This window comes from Paraburkholderia sp. BR10954 (assembly GCF_040965775.1).
Lineage (GTDB): Bacteria > Pseudomonadota > Gammaproteobacteria > Burkholderiales > Burkholderiaceae > Paraburkholderia > Paraburkholderia youngii.
Map to the genome: position 1 here is coordinate 160,616 of NZ_JBFRCK010000006.1, position 15,738 is coordinate 176,353.

Genomic DNA, 15,738 nt, shown 5'->3' on the forward strand with positions numbered 1-15,738 from the left:
GCCAAGCTCCCGTGGATGCCGGCGCGGCCCGGCCGTTGCGTGCCGCTAGCCGATCTGTTCGAGTTCCTCGTGCGTCTCGAGCCATTCGGCTTCGAGCGTATCGAGGCGCGCGTTCACGTCTGCCTGACGGCGGATCGCCTCCGTCAGTTTGCTCTTCTGTTCCGGCTCGTAACTTGCGGGATCGACGACGAACGCATCGAGCGTCGTCTTCTCCGCGTTGAGCGCGTCCATTTCCTTTTCGATCTTCGCGATACGGCTTTGCAGCGGCTTCTTCAGATGCGCGAGCTTCTGCCGCGTTTCCGCTTCGAGGCGGCGCTGCTCCTTGCGATTGACGTTGCCGTCGCCATTTGCCGCGCCGCTGGACGCCGCGTCCGACGCACCGGAAGCATTCGCCTTCAACGCCGCGCGCTGCTCGGCCGCATGCTGCAGCAGCCAGTCGCGATAGTCGTCGAGATCGCCGTCGAATTCCTGCAGACGATGCTTCGCGACCAGCATGAACTGATCGGTCGTCGCGCGCAGCAGATGGCGGTCGTGCGACACCAGAATCAGCGTGCCTTCGAATTGCGCGAGCGCCATCGTCAGCGCGTGGCGCGTTTCGAGATCGAGGTGGTTGGTCGGCTCGTCGAGCAGCAGCAGGTTCGGCTTCTGCCAGATGATCAGCGCAAGCGCGAGGCGTGCCTTCTCGCCGCCCGAGAACGGCGCGATCTTCGCGGTCGCCATGTCGCCGGAAAAGTTGAAGCTGCCGAGGAAGTCGCGCAGTTCCTGCTCGCGGGTGTCGGGTGCGAGGCGCGCGAGGTGCTGCAACGGCGTGTCGTCCGGGCGCAGCGTTTCGAGCTGATGCTGCGCGAAGTAGCCGATGCGCAAACCCTTGCCTTCGCGCACGTGGCCGGAGAGCGGTTCGAGCGTGCCCGCGAGCGTCTTGATCAGCGTCGACTTGCCTTGGCCGTTCGCACCGAGCAGGCCGATGCGCTGACCGTTCTGGATCGACAGCATCACGCGCTCGACGATCGGAATCTCGCTGCCGTCTTCGGCGTGATAGCCACAGCGCACGTCTTCCATCACCATCATCGGATTCGGCGCGGAGTCGGGCGTACGGAACTCGAACGTGAACGGCGACGCGACGTGCGCGGGCGCGATCAGCTCCATCTTCTCGAGCGCCTTCACCCGGCTTTGCGCCTGACGCGCCTTGGTGGCCTGCGCCTTGAAGCGGTTGATGTAGCTCTGCAGATGCGCGACCGTGCGCTGCTGCTTTTCGTACGCGCTCTGTTGCAGCGCGATCTGCTGCGCGCGCAGCACTTCGAATTGCGAGTAGTTGCCGCCGTAGCGCTTGATCTGCTGGTTCTCGAGATGCAGCGTGACATTGCAGACGGAATCGAGAAACTCGCGGTCGTGCGAGATCACGATCAGCGTGCCGGCATAGCGATTGAGCCAGTCTTCGAGCCAGACGATCGCGTCGAGGTCGAGGTGGTTGGTCGGTTCGTCGAGCAGCAGCAGGTCGGAGCGGCACATCAGCGCCTGCGCGAGATTCAGCCGCATGCGCCAGCCGCCCGAGAAGCTCGTGACCGGCTCACGGGTCTGGTCGAGCGTGAAGCCGAGGCCGAGCAGCAACGCTTCGGCGCGAGCCGGCGCGGTGTAGCCGTCGGCGTCGGCGAACGCGGCGTGCGCTTCGGCTTCGGCCGCGCCGTCGTGCGCCGCGGAGGCCGAAGCGATGCGCGCCTCGATGTCGCGCAGCGCGGCGTCGCCGTCGAGCGTGTAGGCGAGGGCGGTTTTGTCGACGGCGGGGGTTTCCTGCGCGACGTGGGCGATGCGCCAGGTCGGCGGGATCGAGAAATCGCCGCCGTCCGCATGCAGCTCGCCGCGCAGCACGGCGAACAGCGTCGACTTGCCCGCGCCGTTCGCCCCGACGAGGCCGGCTTTTTCACCGGGGTTCAACGTGAACGTGGTGTTGTCGAAAAGCGGCTTGGTGCCGCGCGCGAGGCTGAACTGATTGAAGCGGATCACGACGTGGCCGGCTGAAGAAAACCGCTATTTTAGACTGCCCGGCGGGTTGCCGGGCGCGCGGCTGTCACATCGAGCGCAGCCGCCATCGGCCATTCGGCTGACTGTATCGGCAGCGCTTTTGGCATAGACTGACGGCTTTCACGGGAGGGCACATGACATCGATCTATTCGTTTTCGGCACGCACGCTCGGCGGCGAGGAAGCGAGTCTCGCGAAGTACCAAGGCAAGGTGATGCTGATCGTCAATACCGCGAGCGAATGCGGGTTCACGCCGCAGTACGCGGGCTTGCAGAAGCTGTACGACGCCTATGCGGCGCGCGGGCTCGCGGTGCTCGGCTTTCCGTGCAACCAGTTCGGCAAGCAGGAGCCGGGCGACGCCGCGCAGATCGGCAGCTTCTGCGAGAAGAACTACGGCGTGACGTTCCCGATGTTCGACAAGATCGACGTGAACGGCCCGAACGCGCACCCGCTGTTCCGTTACCTGACGATCGAAGCGCCGGGGCTGCTCGGCCTCGAGGCGATCAAGTGGAATTTCACGAAGTTTCTGATTGGCCGCGACGGCAACGTGGTCAAGCGCTATGCGCCGCTGACGAAGCCCGAGGCGATCACCGAGGATATCGAAGCGCTGCTGTAACAGGAGCGCTTTTACAGGATCGGCGAAAAGAGCCGCGCGACGTGCATCAGCATGCGTCGCAGCGCGTTCGCCTTGCGGTACTCGTCGCGATCGATTTCACGCGACTCGGCGAAGTCGTCGAGCAGCATCGTTTCGACTTCGAGCGCGAAGCCGCGGTCGACGGTCAGCACCATGATCTCGAAGTTCAGACGGAACGAACGGTTGTCGAGATTGGCGCTGCCGATCGCGGCCGCGCTGCTGTCGATCAGCACTACCTTCTGGTGCAGGAAACCCGGCTGATAGCGGAAGATGCGAATGCCTGCGCGCAGCGAGTCGTATGCGTATAGCTTCGACGCCTCGAACACCACGCGGTGATCGCGCCGGCTCGGAATCAGGATGCGCACGTCGACGCCGCGCAGCGCCGCGAGCCGCAGCGCGGCGAACACCGCCTCGTCGGGCACGAGGTAGGGCGTCGTGATCCAGATCCGTTCGCGCGCCGCGTTGATCGCTTCGACGAAAAACAGCGAGCAGGTCTCCTGTTTGTCGGCCGGGCCGCTCGGCAGCACGATGCAGTGCATGTTGTTCGCTGGGCGTTCGATGGTGTCGCGGGCGTCGTGCTGTTCGACGGATGGGACGGCTGATTCGGCGGCCGGCAGGTCGAACTCGGGCAACTGCTGCGTGGCCCAGTACCAGTCCTCGATAAAAACGAACTGGATGCTGGCGACCACCGGGCCGCGCACCTCGATGTGCGTATCGCGCCACGGCGACAGCGGCGGCTTCGCGCCCAGATATTCGACGCCTACGTTGTGACCGCCAACAAACGCGCGCTCGCCGTCGACCGCCACGATCTTGCGGTGATTGCGGAAGTTCAGTTGCAGACGGTTGACGAAGCGGCGGTTCGTCGCGAACGGCTGCATCTCGATGCCGGCCGCGCGCAGTGCCGCGACGTAGCGGTGCGGCAGATCGAAGCTGCCGATGCTGTCATACAGAAAGTACACGCGCACGCCTTGTTGCGCTTTCGCGATCAGCGCGTCTTTCAGCATGTCGCCGAGCGCGTCGGCGCGCACGATGAAGAACTGCACGATTACATAGCGGCGCGCGTTCTGGATCGCGTCGAAGATCGCCTCGAAAGTCGCCGTGCCGTTGATCAGTGTGCGCACGGTATTGCCGGGCAGGAACGGCATGCCGCCGAGGCGCGTCAGCGACTGCACGAGCCGCGAGCCGAGCTGCTGCGTCGGCAGCCCGGCCGACGACGCGTGCGTGTCCCACACCTGCGGATGCGCGCGTGTGCGCAGCAGCTCGTTCTCGACGCGGCGCGCGTCCGCGTAGCCGGCGAACTTGCTGCGGCCAAGGAACAGGTAGGGCACGAGCGTCAGATAAGGCATCGCGACGAGCGACACGGCCCACGCGATCGCCCCTTGCGAGGTGCGGGTATGGAGGATCGCGTGAGCAGCCGCGATGATGCCGAGAATGTGGGCAAGGAGAACCAGCGGGCCGACGTGAAGCAGGTCGAATGTCATAAGCTCGCGAACAGTTGGCGAAGCGCCGTGATTCAGGAAACGGAGGCGGGCACGGGCTCGCTTCGTGGTCTGCGGCGAACGCGTCGGGCAACGAATTCAGACTGCGGCTGCGGCGCCTGGGAAAGCGCCAAAAACGGGCTAAAAACCCGCGCTAAAAAATAGCGCAAAAACTCGTACGAAGAAACCGTGTGTGCTGCGGCGCGCGGCGCGGGCGTCACTTGCGAAATCCGCTGCAAGCGGCGCCGCGCACGTCGCGCGATCAAACGGACAGCACGCCGCACTCAGACCGGCAAGTCGCTGGCCTGAATCAGGAACACGTTGTCGTCGCCGGCGCTGGTGGACAGCCACACGAGGTCCAGACCGCCGAACGCCGCTTCGACGTGCTCGCGTTCGTTGCCGATCTCGATGACGAGCACGCCGTCTTCGGTCAGCCAGTTGCGCGCGTCGGCAATGATCCGGCGCACGATGTCCATGCCGTCCGCGCCACCCGCGAGTGCCATCTCCGGCTCGTGCTTGTATTCGGCCGGCAACTCCTGCATCGACTTCGCGTTCACGTACGGCGGGTTGCTGATGATCACGTCATAGCGGCGCTCGGCGAGCGGCGCGTACAGATCGCCTTCGAACAGCGCGATGCGGTCGTCGAGGTGGTAGTCGAGCACGTTGCGCGTCGCGACTTCGAGTGCGGGCGCGGACAGATCGACCGCGTCGACGTCGGCGTTCGGGAACGCGTGGGCGGCGAGGATCGCGAGACAACCGGAGCCGGTGCACAGCTCGAGCACCGCGCCGACCTGCTCGGGGTCCTCGACGTACGGCTGCAGGCCGTCCTGCAGCAGCTCGCCGATGAACGAGCGCGGCACGATCACGCGCTCGTCGACGTAAAAGCGATAGCCGTGCATCCACGCTTCCTGCGTGATGTACGCGGCCGGCACGCGTTCGGCCGCGCGTCGCTCGATCACGTTCAGCACCGCCTCGATTTCGGCCGTGGTCAGGCGCGCATCGAGAAACGGCTCGAGCAGGTCGAGCGGCAGGTGCAGCGTGTGCAGGATCAGATAGGCGGCTTCGTCGTAGGCATTGGCCGAGCCGTGGCCGAAAGACAGCTTGGCCTCGCTAAAACGCGACACTGCATAACGCAGCAGGTCGCGGACGGTGCAAAAAGGAAGCGTCATCGCAAGGTTCCTGGTTATGCGATCAGTTGTTCGAGCACGCGGCGATACACGTTCTTCAGCGGCTCGATATGGGCGACTTCGATATGTTCGTCGATCTTGTGGATGCTCGCGTTAAGCGGACCGAACTCGATCACCTGCTTGCAGATGCGCGCGATGAAGCGGCCGTCCGACGTGCCGCCGGTGGTCGACAGCTCGGTGTCGACGCCGGTCTCGTCCTTGATCGCTTGTGCGAGCGCGCTCGACAGCTCGCCGCGCGGGGTGAGAAACGGCAGGCCGCTCACGGTCCAATGCAGTTCGTATTCGAGGCCGTGTTTGTCGAGAATCGCATGCACGCGCTTTTGCAGTCCTTCGACGGTGCTCGCGGTCGAGAAGCGGAAGTTGAACATCACGTCCGCATGGCCGGGGATCACGTTGGTCGCGCCGGCGCCGCTGTGGATGTTCGACACCTGCCAGGTGGTCGGCGGGAAATATTCGTTGCCATCGTCCCAGCGCTCGGCGACGAGCTCGGCGAGCGCGGGCGCGAGCAGGTGCACCGGATTCTTCGCCAGATGCGGATAAGCGATATGGCCTTGCACGCCCTTGACGACCAGCTTGCCCGACATCGACCCGCGCCGGCCGTTCTTGACCATGTCGCCGAACCGCTCGCTCGAGGTCGGCTCGCCCACGATGCAGTAGTCCATGCGCTCACCGCGCTCCTGCAATGCTTCGACGACCTTGACGGTGCCGTCGGTGGCGGGACCTTCCTCGTCGCTCGTGATCAGGAACGCGATCGAGCCGCGGTGCCGAGGGTTGGCCGCGACGAACTCCTCGCTCGCGACGACGAAGCCGGCGATCGATGCCTTCATGTCCGCCGCGCCGCGGCCGTACAGCTTGCCGTCGCGCTGGGTCGGCTCGAACGGCGCCGAGCGCCATTGTTCGAGCGGGCCGGTCGGCACCACGTCGGTGTGACCGGCGAACGCGAGCAGCTTGCCCGCGGTGCCGTCGACGCCGCGCTTGACGGCCCACAGGTTGGTCACGCCGTTGGATTCGATCGTCTCGTGCTCGAAGCCGAGCGCGGCCAGGCGCTCGATCAGCAGACGCTGGCAATGCTGGTCGTCGGGCGTCACGGACGCGCGCGCGATCAGTTGTTCGGTAAGGGCGAGGGTGCCGGACATGGATTCAGTACAAGCCACTTTGAAATGAAAAAATGCCGGCTCGCGGTGAGCCACCGCAGCCGGCAACAGCCTTTGAACGACGCAACGCGAGGCCGCGCGTCTCACTGCCTTGTGCCTGAGTCTGGCGCTCAGGCAAACAGCGCCGCGTACTCGTCGGCGGAAAAACCGAGCGACTTCACGCGCCCGTTCACGACCAGCACCGGCCGCTTGATCACCGACGGCTTGTGGATCATCAGTGCGATCGCGCCCGGCTGCGTTTCAGCGGCCGCCTTCATGTCGTCGGACAGCGCGCGCCACGTCGTGCCGCGGCGGTTCAGCAGCGCGTCGAGCTTGACGTCCTTGAGCCAGTCCTGCACGAGCGGCTCGGTCACGCCGGCCTTCTTGAAGTCGTGAAACTCGAACTCGACGCCGTGCTCTTCGAGCCACACACGGGCCTTCTTCACGGTGTCGCAGTTCGGAATGCCGTAGACGACGGTTTTGGTGCCGCGCGCCATCAGTCGCCCCGCAGCAACTCGTTCAGGCCGACCTTCGCGCGCGTTTTCGCGTCGACCTTCTTGACGATGACCGCGCAGTACAGGCTGTGCGTGCCGTCCTTCGACGGCAGGTTGCCCGCTACCACGACCGAGCCCGCCGGAATGCGGCCGTACGTGACTTCGCCGGTTTCGCGGTCGTAAATCCTGGTGCTCTGGCCGAGGTACACGCCCATCGAGATCACCGAGTTTTCCTCGACGATCACGCCTTCGACGACTTCCGAGCGCGCGCCGATGAAGCAGTTGTCTTCGATGATGACGGGGTTCGCCTGCAGCGGCTCCAGCACGCCGCCGATGCCGACGCCGCCCGACAGGTGCACGTTCTTGCCGATCTGCGCGCACGAGCCGACGGTGGCCCACGTGTCGACCATCGTGCCTTCGTCGACGTATGCGCCGATGTTGGTGTACGACGGCATCAGCACGACATTCTTCGCGATGAACGAGCCGCGGCGCGCGATCGCGGGCGGCACCACGCGGAAGCCGCCGGCGGCGAAGTCTTCAGCGGTGTAGTTGGCGAACTTCGACGGCACCTTGTCGTAGAACTGGCTGTAGCCGCCGGCCGGCATCGGCGCGTTGTCTTCCAGACGGAACGACAGCAGCACGGCCTTCTTCAGCCACTGGTTGACGACCCAGTCGCCGTCCTTCTTTTCGGCGACGCGCAGCGCGCCCTTATCGAGTTGCTCGATCGCGTGGGCGACGGCTTCGCGCACTTCGGCCGGCGCGGCCTTCGGCGACAGCTCGGCGCGGTTGTCCCAGGCGGTATCGATGATGCTCTGAAGTTGTTGCGACATATGCGTGATTTTATGAAGGGTTGAAGTCTGGAGACGGGGATGCGGTGCGGCTCGGGTGCGGCTCAAGCCGCAGCGAGAGACCGGCAGAATTCGACGATCCGCTGCGCGCCTGCCGTGCATTCGTCGACATCGGCGACGAGCGCGAGGCGCACGAAATTGCGGCCGGGGTTCACGCCGTGCGCGGTGCGCGCGAGGAACGAGCCCGGCAGAACCGTCACATTATAGTCGGCGTAGAGGCGCTGGGCGAACTCGGTGTCCGTGAGGCCGGTGCGCTCGACATTGGCCCACAGGTAGAACGCGGCGTCGGGCAGGCGCACGTCGAGCACGTCGGCGAGCATCGGCGTGACGGTGGTGAACTTCAGCAGGTACTTCGCGCGGTTCTCGCGCACGTGGGTCTCGTCGCTCCACGCGACCACGCTCGCGCTCTGGTACACGGTGGAGAGCGCCGCGCCGTGGTACGTGCGGTACAGCAGGAACGACTTCAGGATCGACGCGTCGCCGGCGACGAAGCCCGAGCGCATGCCCGGCACGTTCGAGCGCTTCGACAGGCTCGATAGCATCACGAGGCGCTCGAAGCCGCGGCCGAGCTGGTGGGCCGCTTCGAGACCGCCGAGCGGCGGCTTCGACTCGTCGAAATAGATTTCCGAGTAGCACTCGTCCGACGCGATCACGAAGCCGTAGCGGTCCGACAGCGCGAACAGTTCGCGCCAATCGTCGAGCGTGAGCACGGCGCCGGTCGGGTTGCCCGGCGAGCAGACGTACAGCAGTTGCGTGCGCGCCCAGACGTCGGCGGGCACCGCCGAGTAGTCGCACGCGAAGTTGCGCGCCGGGTCGCTGTTGACGAAGTACGGCTGGGCGCCGCCGAGCAGCGCCGCGCCTTCGTAGATTTGGTAGAACGGGTTCGGACAGAGTACGATCGCAGGCTCTCCGTCGGCATCCCGGCGCGGGTTCAGCACCGTCTGCGCGAGCGCGAACAGCGCCTCGCGCGAACCGGACACCGGCAACACCTCGATCAGCGGATCGAGCGGCGGCAGGTTGTAGCGTTGCGTGACCCACTGCGCGATCGACTCACGCAGCGGCGCCGAGCCGAGCGTGGCCGGATAGGCGGCGAGGCCGCCGAGCGAAGCGATGACGGCGTCGCGGATCAGTGGCGGCGTCGGATGTTTCGGCTCGCCGATGCCGAAGCTGATATGCGCGAGGCCGGCCGGCGGCGTGACGTCCTTGAAAAGCAGGCGCAGCTTTTCGAACGGATAGGGCTGAAGGGAGTCGAGTAGCGGATTCACGGACGAGTTGGCCTGATCGGAATGGACGCGGATGAAAGTCGGGACGACCGGGCACGCGCGCCGGCGGGCGTCGGTGCATCAAACATGAATCGGCGTCCCTGCGCGCGATGGACTGGCCGGCGGCGAGCCGGCCACCAGCGGCGGCGAACGGACGATTATAGCGTGGCGCGCCCGCGGGCCAAGCGGGAGGTTGCCGCGCGGCGCGGCAGCAATCCGCGAGGCGGCGCACCGGCGCGCCGCGGCGGGAACGGCGCGAATCCCCTACGGTTCGCGTAAATGAATTTGCAGGAGCAGCAATGTACGCAGCAGAGCAGCAGACGGCCGGCTGGACCCTCATCCGACCCGCCCACGGCGCCCGTCGGAGTCCGGCCCCATGACCAACTGGCTTCGCAACGGCTGGCCGACGCTCGCGATCATGCTGGGCGCATCGGTCTGGGGGATGGTCTGGTACCCGCTGCGCATGCTCGCCGCGCTCGGCGTGACCGGCACCGCAGCGAGCGCGCTGACGAGCGGCACCGGCTGCCTGTTCGTGCTGCTCGTGCGGCATCGCGCGCTGAAGACCGTGCGATGGCACTGGCTGCTGCCGGCGCTTGCGCTGGCCGCGGGCGTGACGAATCTCGGCTTCGTGTGGGGCGCGATCCACGGTCAGGTGATGCGCGTGCTGCTGCTGTTCTATCTGACGCCCGCGTGGACCGCGCTGTTCGCACATTTCATCCTGCATGAGAGGCTCACGTGGTCGGGCGCGGCGCTGGCCGCGCTGTCGCTCGCGGGCGCGATGACGATGCTGTGGTCGCCGCGGCTCGGCATTCCGGTGCCCGGCAGTCCCGCCGAATGCGCCGGGCTCGCCGGCGGCATGGGCTTCGCGATGAGCAATGTGCTGATCCTGAAGACGAGCCGCGTGCTGCCGGACATGAAGCCCGAAATGCGCACCGCGGTGGTCTTCGGCGGCGCGGCGCTGTTCGGCGCGCTCGCGTCGCTAATCGAGCCGATGCCCGCGCCGCCCACCGGCGCGCATCTCGATACCGCGGCGCTGCTGGTGCTCGGTCTCGGTCTGCTGCTCGCGTCGAACAATATGCTGGTGCAGTACGGGCTCTCGCGCGTGCCGGCCAATCGCGCTTCGATCATCATGCTGTTCGAGCTCGTCGTGACGGCGCTGTCGGCGTGGCTGTTCGCCGGCGAAGTACCGGGGCCGCGCGAATGGGCCGGCGGCGCGTGCATCGTGCTCGCATCGGCGTTGTCGAGCTGGGTGCATCGGACGAGGACGGCGCCCCCCGATCCGGCCATCGGCGACACGGACGGGCCGAGCGGCGACGATGGACGCGGTGGCCCGTGCGGTGACCCGCGCGGTGACGGACACGGCCGTGACGGCGACAGCGACGACCACCGAAAGGGCGGTAAGAATCGTCCACGCGCGATGGTATGATTCCCCCTCATTAGCCGGCGCATGCGCACCTGTGCCTCCGATGTGCATGGGCGCACGCAGCCGGCAACAAATTGCGAAGGCTCGCGAGGTTGCGTGGGGCCGTCCCGCCGCGGCGGTGAACGACTGGCGCAACCTCGCGAGCCACCTATCACACTCTCTTTTCAAACAGCGAAATCGCCGTGCGGCTCACCTCGATCAAACTCGCTGGCTTCAAATCCTTCGTCGATCCCACGCATTTCCAGGTCCCAGGCCAGCTGGTTGGCGTGGTCGGTCCGAACGGTTGCGGCAAATCCAACATCATCGACGCCGTGCGCTGGGTGCTCGGCGAATCGCGCGCCTCTGAATTGCGCGGCGAGTCGATGCAGGACGTGATCTTCAACGGCTCGACCGCCCGCAAGCCCGGCAGCCGCGCGAGCGTCGAACTCGTGTTCGACAACGCGGACGGCCGCGCCGCCGGCCAGTGGGGCCAGTATGCGGAGATCGCCGTGAAGCGCGTACTGACGCGTGACGGCACGTCGAGCTACTACATCAACAACCTGCCGGCGCGGCGCCGCGACATTCAGGACATCTTCCTCGGCACCGGCCTCGGGCCGCGCGCGTACGCGATCATCGGGCAGGGCATGATCGCGCGGCTGATCGAGGCGAAGCCCGAAGAACTGCGCGTGTTCCTCGAAGAAGCCGCCGGCGTGTCGAAGTACAAGGAACGCCGCCGCGAGACCGAGAACCGTCTGCACGACACGCGCGAGAACCTGACGCGCGTCGAGGACATCATTCGCGAGCTGGGCACGAATCTCGAGAAGCTGGAGGGGCAGGCGGTCGTCGCGACGCGTTATCGCGAGCTGCAAAGCGATGGCGAGGAAAAGCAGCGTCTCTTGTGGCTATTGCGCAAGAACGAGGCGGCTGGCGAGCAGCAGCGTCAGCAACGCGCGATCGAACAGGCGCAGATCGACCTCGAGGCGCAAACCGCGAAGCTGCGCGAAGTCGAGGCGGAACTCGAAACGCTGCGCGTCGCGCATTACTCGGCGAGCGACGCGATGCAGGGCGCGCAGGGCGCGCTGTACGAGGCGAACGCGGAAGTGAGCCGGCTGGAAGCCGAGATCCGCTTCATCGTCGAATCGCGCAACCGCGTGCAGGCGCAGATCGCCGCGCTAACCGCGCAGCGCGAACAGTGGCAATCGCAGGCTGACAAGGCGCAGAATGATATCGCCGACGCCGAAGAGCAACTGGCCGTCGCCGAAGAAAAAGCCGTGCTGGCCGAAGAGAACGCCGCCGCTAAGCACGACGCGCTGCCCGCGCTCGAAGCGCGCTGGCGCGACGCGCAGGCGGAGCTGAACACCGAGCGCGCCGGCATCGCGCAGACCGAGCAGGCGCTGAAGCTCGAAGCCGCGCATCAGCGCAATGCCGATCAGCAGTTGCAGCAGTTGCAGCAGCGCCACGAGCGGCTGAAATCGGAAGAGGGCGGCCTCGACGCGCCCGACGAAGCGCAGCTCGAGGAGTTGCGCATGCAGCTCGCCGAGCACGAGGAAATCCTGCACGACGCGCAGGGACGCCTCGCCGACGCGCAGGAAACCCTGCCGCGGCTCGACGGCGAACGGCGTGCCGCGCAGGAGCGCGTGCAGGCCGAAAGCGCGCAGATTCATCAGCTCGATGCGCGCCTTGCCGCGCTCAAGCAGCTGCAGGAAAACGTGCAGACCGAAGGCAAGATCCAGCCGTGGCTCGACAAGCACGAATTGGGCAGCCTGCCGCGTCTATGGAAGAAGCTGCATGTCGAGGCCGGTTGGGAAACCGCGCTCGAAGCAGTGCTGCGCGAGCGCCTCGCCGCGCTCGAAGTGTCGAATCTCGACTGGGTCAAGGCGTTCGCAACCGACGCGCCCCCCGCCAAGCTCGCGTTCTACGCACCGCCCGCGGCCGGTCAGCCGGCCCCGTCCGCCGGCGCGCTGCGCTCGCTTTTGTCGCTCGTGCGCATCGAGGACGCAGGTATCCGCGCGGTGCTGACCGACTGGCTCGGCCTTGCGTTCGTCGCCGACGATCTGCAGCAGGCGCTTTCGATGCGCGCGCAGCTGCCCGAGGGCGGCGCATTCGTGGTGAAGGCGGGGCACGTGGTCACGCGCGTCGGCGTGCAACTGTACGCGGCCGATTCCGAACAGGCCGGCATGCTCGCCCGTCAGCAGGAAATCGAAAACCTCGGCCGCCAGGTGCGTGCGCAGGCCTTGCTCGCCGATGAGGCGAAGGCCGCTGCGATCCGCGCCGAAGCCGCGCACACGCAAGCCGCGCAGGCGCTCGCCGAAATGCGTCAGCAAGCCGAACGCGCGACGCAGCGGGTCCACGCGTTGCAGATGGACGTGCTGAAGCTCACCCAGGCGCACGAGCGCTACACACAGCGCAGCACGCAGATTCGCGAGGAACTCGAAGAGATCGCCGCCCAGGTCGACGAGCAGCGTGCGCTGCGCGCGGAATCGGAAGCGAACTTCGAGCGTCACGACGGCGAGCTTGCCGAACTGCAGGCGCGCTTCGAAGACCATCAGCTCGCCTTGGAAGCACTCGACGAAGAACTGACGACCGCCCGCGGCGAAGCACGCGACCTCGACCGCGCCGCCACCGACGCGCGCTTTGCCGCGCGCAACATGGCGAACCGCATCGACGAATTGAAGCGCAGCATTCAGGTCGCGCACGAGCAGAGCGAGCGCGTTGCGGGCTCGCTCGAAGACGCGCGCGCCGAGCTCGAAACGATCAACGAGCAGACCGCGCACACGGGTCTGCAGGACGCGCTCGATATCCGCGCCGTCAAGGAAGAGGCGCTGCGCGCCGCGCGCGTCGAGCTCGACGACCTGACCGCGAAGCTGCGCTCGGCCGACGAAACGCGTCTCACCGCCGAGCGCGCGCTGCAGCCGCTGCGCGACCGCATCAACGAATTGCAGTTGAAGGAGCAGGCCGCGCGCATCAACGGCGAGCAGTTCGTCGAGCAATTGACCGCGGCCGGGGTCGATGAAGCCGAGCTGCAAGCGAAGCTGACGCCGGACATGAAGCCGTCGTACCTGCAGGGCGAAGTCACGCGCATCAACAACGCGATCATCGCGCTCGGGCCGGTCAACATGGCCGCGCTCGACGAGCTGAAGGCCGCGACCGAGCGCAAGAGCTTCCTCGATTCGCAGTCGGCCGACCTGACGAGCGCGATCGAAACGCTCGAAGACGCGATCCGCAAGATCGACGCCGAAACGCGCACGTTGCTGCAAAGCACGTTCGATGAAGTGAACCGTCATTTCGGCGAACTGTTCCCGCGTCTCTTCGGTGGCGGCCAGGCGAAGCTGATCATGACCGGCGACGAAATCCTCGACGCCGGCGTGCAGGTGATGGCGCAGCCGCCGGGCAAGAAGAATTCGACGATTCACCTGCTGTCGGGCGGCGAGAAAGCGCTGACCGCGACCGCGCTCGTGTTCGCGATGTTCCAGCTGAATCCGGCGCCATTCTGTCTGCTCGACGAGGTGGACGCGCCACTCGACGACGCCAACACCGAACGCTTCGCGAATCTGGTCCGGGCGATGTCGGACAAAACCCAGTTCCTGTTCATCTCGCACAACAAGATCGCGATGGAGATGGCGCAGCAGCTGATCGGCGTCACGATGCAGGAGCAGGGCGTCTCGCGGATCGTTGCGGTCGACATGGAAACGGCGGCGGGTTTCGCCCAGAATATCGGTTGAGTTAACGCCTTCGCGGGCGTCCGCATCCAGCGCAGCGGCCTCGATGAGAGCCGCGCGGTACGTGGAGCGGACGACAGGCCCACGTGGATAGAAGAATTGCTGATGGAGCATGCATGGACGAGTTGACACTCGGTTTGATCGGCGCGGGTGCCGTGGTGGTGGGGGGCGTGGTCGTGTACAACGCGTGGCAGGGCGCGAAGGTGCGTCGCAAGATGCCGCGGCCGATGCCGGCCGACACCGCCGAGAGCTTTGCGCGGGACGAGCATGAGGAGCAGAGTCCGTTCATCGAGCCGGCCCGGCCGACCACGCGGCGCGAGCCCAGCGTGAGCGCCGAGGCGACCGCGCACCCGAGCGCCGCGCGCGTCGAGCCGACGTTCGGCGCGGGCGCGGCGCCGCTCGATACACCGGCTGATATCCAGGCCGAGATGACGTCGCCGAACGGTTATCCGTTGGCGGATTCCGATACCGCCGGCGAAGGCGAGCATGCGGCGGCTTCGGACGCCGATGTGGAGCGACCCGCGGCCGAAGCGCCCGCGGCCCACCCGGCGCCCGCCGAGCGCGAGCGGGTGGAACCGATCCTGCCGGCCGCCACGACGATCTCGTCGGCGCCACCGGCCATCGTCGATCGGCGCATCGACTGTATCGTGCCGATCCGATTGAACGGTCCCGTGGCCGGCGACAAGGTGCTGCCGCTCGCGCAGCGCTTGCGTCGCGCGGGCAGCAAGCCCGTGCATATCGAGGGCAAGCCCGAAGGCGGCGGCGCATGGGAGCTGCTGCAGAACGGCACGCGCTACGAAGAACTGCGCGCGGCCGCGCAGCTCGCGAACCGCAGCGGCGCGCTCAACGAGCTGGAATTTTCCGAGTTCGTGACCGGCGTGCAGCAGTTCGCCGACGCGCTCGACGCCGCGCCGGAATTCCCCGACATGCTAGAAACCGTCGCGATGGCGCGCGAGCTCGATGGCTTTGCCGCCCAGTGCGACGCGCAACTGTCGATCAACGTGCTGTCGGACGGCGCACCGTGGTCGGCCAACTACGTGCAGGCGGTCGCGTCGCAGGACGGTCTGCTGCTGTCGCGTGACGGCACGCGCTTCGTCAAGCTCGATTCGCGGCAAAACCCGGTATTCATGCTGCAGTTCGGCGACACCAACTTCCTGCGCGACGACCTCACGTATAAAGGCGGCGAGATGATCACGCTGGTGCTCGACGTGCCGGTCGCCGACGAAGACATTCTGCCGTTCCGTCTGATGTGCGATTACGCGAAGTCGCTGGCCGAGCGTATCGGCGGACGCGTGGTCGACGACGGCCGCCGGCCGTTGCCCGAAAGCGCGCTGCTCGCGATCGAAAAACAGTTGATGACGCTGTACGCGAAGCTCGAACAGGCGGGCATTCCGGCGGGTTCGCCGGCCACGCGGCGCCTGTTCAGCCAGTAAGTCCATTGCAGCGTTCTACGCGTTTTGACGACGGCCGCACGATGTGCGGCCGTCGTCGTTTCAGGCTTGCATTGCAGCATGGCTCGCCCGGTATTCACCGATGTAAAGGGGCACGCTTCCTGCGATAATCC

Annotated in this window: 11 protein-coding genes; 4 read left to right on the top strand and 7 right to left on the bottom strand. The window is 66.4% G+C overall.

What is annotated here, in order from left to right:
- Positions 1 to 45 precede the first annotated feature (45 nt).
- Complete coding sequence (locus AB4Y34_RS11855) at positions 46 to 2,001, bottom strand: ATP-binding cassette domain-containing protein (RefSeq protein WP_368716108.1); 1,956 nt, start codon at positions 1,999 to 2,001, stop codon at positions 46 to 48.
- A gap of 152 nt (positions 2,002 to 2,153) precedes the next feature.
- Here AB4Y34_RS11855 and AB4Y34_RS11860 point away from each other — a divergent pair, with 152 nt between their 5' ends.
- Entirely contained in the window at positions 2,154 to 2,633 is a 480-nt protein-coding gene (locus AB4Y34_RS11860) for a glutathione peroxidase (protein ID WP_013089718.1), read from the top strand.
- Between the two features lie 11 nt (positions 2,634 to 2,644).
- Here AB4Y34_RS11860 and cls read toward each other — a convergent pair whose 3' ends face one another.
- The 6 genes from cls to dapC all read right to left on the bottom strand — a co-directional run bounded on the left by cls (position 2,645) and on the right by dapC (position 9,056).
- Positions 2,645 to 4,132 (bottom strand): cardiolipin synthase, encoded by a 1,488-nt coding sequence (cls, locus tag AB4Y34_RS11865; RefSeq protein ID WP_176379206.1) that lies wholly within the window; start codon positions 4,130 to 4,132, stop codon positions 2,645 to 2,647.
- Between the two features lie 281 nt (positions 4,133 to 4,413).
- On the bottom strand, positions 4,414 to 5,298 hold the full coding sequence (gene prmB, locus AB4Y34_RS11870; protein WP_176124959.1) for a 50S ribosomal protein L3 N(5)-glutamine methyltransferase: 885 nt from the start codon (positions 5,296 to 5,298) through the stop codon (positions 4,414 to 4,416).
- Between the two features lie 14 nt (positions 5,299 to 5,312).
- Complete coding sequence (gene dapE / locus AB4Y34_RS11875; protein WP_176379207.1) at positions 5,313 to 6,452, bottom strand: succinyl-diaminopimelate desuccinylase; 1,140 nt, start codon at positions 6,450 to 6,452, stop codon at positions 5,313 to 5,315.
- A 128-nt stretch (positions 6,453 to 6,580) separates the two neighbouring features.
- Entirely contained in the window at positions 6,581 to 6,946 is a 366-nt protein-coding gene (locus tag AB4Y34_RS11880; protein WP_018435509.1) for an ArsC family reductase, read from the bottom strand.
- Positions 6,946 to 7,773 (bottom strand): 2,3,4,5-tetrahydropyridine-2,6-dicarboxylate N-succinyltransferase, encoded by an 828-nt coding sequence (dapD, locus tag AB4Y34_RS11885; RefSeq protein ID WP_176379208.1) that lies wholly within the window; start codon positions 7,771 to 7,773, stop codon positions 6,946 to 6,948. Before dapD ends, AB4Y34_RS11880 begins: the two co-directional genes overlap by 1 nt.
- 62 nt (positions 7,774 to 7,835) lie before the next feature.
- Positions 7,836 to 9,056: a succinyldiaminopimelate transaminase gene (gene dapC / locus AB4Y34_RS11890; protein ID WP_368716109.1), complete on the bottom strand. Its 1,221-nt coding sequence runs from the start codon at positions 9,054 to 9,056 to the stop codon at positions 7,836 to 7,838.
- 373 nt (positions 9,057 to 9,429) lie between these two features.
- Between dapC and AB4Y34_RS11895 the strand changes: the two genes are divergently transcribed.
- From AB4Y34_RS11895 to AB4Y34_RS11905, 3 genes are all read left to right on the top strand, one after another.
- The gene (locus tag AB4Y34_RS11895) at positions 9,430 to 10,479 is read left to right on the top strand and encodes a DMT family transporter (RefSeq protein WP_368716110.1); all 1,050 of its coding nucleotides are present in this window, start codon (positions 9,430 to 9,432) and stop codon (positions 10,477 to 10,479) included.
- Between the two features lie 179 nt (positions 10,480 to 10,658).
- Entirely contained in the window at positions 10,659 to 14,177 is a 3,519-nt protein-coding gene (smc, locus tag AB4Y34_RS11900; protein ID WP_368716111.1) for a chromosome segregation protein SMC, read from the top strand.
- A gap of 113 nt (positions 14,178 to 14,290) precedes the next feature.
- Entirely contained in the window at positions 14,291 to 15,607 is a 1,317-nt protein-coding gene (locus tag AB4Y34_RS11905; RefSeq protein WP_368716112.1) for a cell division protein ZipA C-terminal FtsZ-binding domain-containing protein, read from the top strand.
- The last annotated feature ends 131 nt before the right edge of the window (positions 15,608 to 15,738 follow it).

What these genes read in the sequence shown, in the direction of transcription:
- AB4Y34_RS11880 (WP_018435509.1), bottom strand. Translation starts at nt 6,946, where the DNA reads ATGGCGCGCGGCACCAAAACCGTCGTCTACGGCATTCCGAACTGCGAC.
- dapE (WP_176379207.1), bottom strand. Translation starts at nt 6,452, where the DNA reads ATGTCCGGCACCCTCGCCCTTACCGAACAACTGATCGCGCGCGCGTCC.
- cls (WP_176379206.1), bottom strand. Translation starts at nt 4,132, where the DNA reads ATGACATTCGACCTGCTTCACGTCGGCCCGCTGGTTCTCCTTGCCCAC.
- dapD (WP_176379208.1), bottom strand. Translation starts at nt 7,773, where the DNA reads ATGTCGCAACAACTTCAGAGCATCATCGATACCGCCTGGGACAACCGC.
- prmB (WP_176124959.1), bottom strand. Translation starts at nt 5,298, where the DNA reads ATGACGCTTCCTTTTTGCACCGTCCGCGACCTGCTGCGTTATGCAGTG.
- AB4Y34_RS11860 (WP_013089718.1), top strand. Translation starts at nt 2,154, where the DNA reads ATGACATCGATCTATTCGTTTTCGGCACGCACGCTCGGCGGCGAGGAA.
- AB4Y34_RS11905 (WP_368716112.1), top strand. Translation starts at nt 14,291, where the DNA reads ATGGACGAGTTGACACTCGGTTTGATCGGCGCGGGTGCCGTGGTGGTG.
- AB4Y34_RS11895 (WP_368716110.1), top strand. Translation starts at nt 9,430, where the DNA reads ATGACCAACTGGCTTCGCAACGGCTGGCCGACGCTCGCGATCATGCTG.